General features: G+C 66.4%; 2 protein-coding genes and 1 pseudogene. All 3 read right to left on the reverse strand.

Going from position 1 to position 1,653, the window contains the following annotated elements; all coding sequences use genetic code 11:
• Positions 1-98 (reverse strand): annotated as a pseudogene (locus ABGA94_RS13115) (CocE/NonD family hydrolase); the annotation flags it as partial.
• Positions 99-133: 35 nt separating this feature from the next.
• Positions 134-1,150 carry a 3-oxoacyl-ACP synthase III gene (locus ABGA94_RS13120; RefSeq protein WP_005420782.1) on the reverse strand — a complete coding sequence of 339 codons (1,017 nt, stop codon included), beginning with the start codon at positions 1,148-1,150 and terminating at the stop codon, positions 134-136.
• A gap of 102 nt (positions 1,151-1,252) precedes the next feature.
• The gene (locus ABGA94_RS13125; protein WP_005407628.1) at positions 1,253-1,570 is read right to left on the reverse strand and encodes a DUF4156 domain-containing protein; all 318 of its coding nucleotides are present in this window, start codon (positions 1,568-1,570) and stop codon (positions 1,253-1,255) included.
• Between the last annotated feature and the right edge of the window lie 83 nt (positions 1,571-1,653).

Below are 1,653 nucleotides of genomic sequence, written 5' to 3' on the forward strand. Positions count from 1 at the left end.
TCGACCATCGGGCTCTGTGGTGCGGCCACCTTCAGTGCCGGGTGCGGGTCGGTCAGCGCCATCACCACGGTGAAGCCCTCGTACGACGAGCCGAGCATGGCTCGGCTCTACAGGAGGTCGGGCAACGGGCTGCTTACCAGACCACTTCAGCCATCGAGCAGTTCAGGCCCGAGCCAATACCCAGAAGCGCGATGCGATCGCCCTTCTTCAGCTTGCCCAGCTGCTTGAGCTTGCTCAGCACGATCGGCACCGAGGCCGGGCCGATGTTGCCGTGCTCGCCGAAGATGGTCATGACCTTCTTCGGGTCGATGCCGAAGTTCTTGATGAACGCGGCGGTGTGCGGCTGGCTGACCTGGTGGATCACGAACTGGTCGAGCTCTTCCACGGCCCAGCCGAGTGCGATCTTGGCGGCGCTGAAGGTCTTCTGCGCCAGCTTGATGCCTTCGATCAGCAACAGGCGGGTGTCGGTGACCATGCGGTCCAGGTTGCCCAGGCACAGCTGGTTCCACTCGGTGGCCGAGCGGGTCACGCCGCCCTTGTAGCGCGGCGCGTCCGGCACCAGCTCCGCGCGCGCCATCACCATCGCGGCGGCGCCCGACCCGGTGGTCAGCGCGGCCAGCTCGTTGCGGAAGTCATCGGCGGTGACGTCCGGGGCGGTCATGCGCTCCAGGGTCTTCTCGTACACCAGATTGGCAGTCTCGCCGTCCACCACCAGCGCGTAGTCGATATCACCGCGCTCGATCATGCGCGCCGCGATGTCCATGCCGTTGATGAAGGCCAGGCAGGCGTTGGCGACGTCGAAGGTCATGCATTCGTCGCTGACACCGAGGTTGCCCGACACGATCGAGGCCGTGGACGGCTCCAGGTAGTCGCGGCTGACCGAGGTGTTGACCAGCAGGCCGACCTGGGTCGCGGTGATGCCCGCGTCTTCCAGTGCCTTGCGGCCGGCCATGGTGGCGGCGTCCGACGCCAGCACGCCGTTGTCCCACAGGCGGCGGGCGTGGATGCCGGCGATGTCGCCGAGCACATCGGTACGGATACCCAGGCGATCCAACGTCGGCTGCAGGCGTTCGTTGATTTCCTTGGTCGTCAGCGTATGCGGTGCGTCGACGTGTGCCAGGCCGGCGATCGAGACATTCTTGAAGAGCATCGAGGTTAGCGCCAAGGCTCAGGCAAAAGGGGGCGCTATTCTATAACCCCCGCGCTTTCACCGCATCTTTACGAATTCAGCCTCGGCCGTATGGTGAAGCGTTCAGCGCGGCGGGCACTGGAACGCGGCGAAGCGCTGGCTGCCATCGGCGGGGGCCGCAGCGGCCTGGACGGCATTGGCGCCGGCGCTCGGGGCCTCGTTGCGGGCCAGGGTTTCCAGCTCTTCCTGCACCCGCAGCGGGTTGCGGTTGTAGAAGCCGACCTTGCTCTTCACGGTGACCACCACCTCGCCCTTGGCGATGCAGCCGGCCGGAACCGGCCCTGCCGGCAGCACGCGGGTTGCCTTGCCGGCCGGTTCGATCGGCACCCAGGTACAGGCGGTGACGGTGAGCAGCAGGGAGGAAAGCAGCAGAACGCGCATGGGCAGATCCTGGAAGGGTATGGGGGGATTCTGCCTGAACAGCCTGAATCGGGGGTAGCCGGGGCCGGGGTCAGAGCCCCCTG

The sequence above is a fragment of the Stenotrophomonas sp. 3diitr2024 genome, assembly GCF_042136455.1.
GTDB classification, from domain to species: Bacteria; Pseudomonadota; Gammaproteobacteria; order Xanthomonadales; family Xanthomonadaceae; genus Stenotrophomonas; species Stenotrophomonas sepilia.

Excerpts from the sequence above, each read along its gene's own strand:
- ABGA94_RS13125 (WP_005407628.1), bottom strand. The coding sequence starts at position 1,570 with ATGCGCGTTCTGCTGCTTTCCTCCCTGCTGCTCACCGTCACCGCCTGT.
- ABGA94_RS13120 (WP_005420782.1), bottom strand. The coding sequence starts at position 1,150 with ATGCTCTTCAAGAATGTCTCGATCGCCGGCCTGGCACACGTCGACGCA.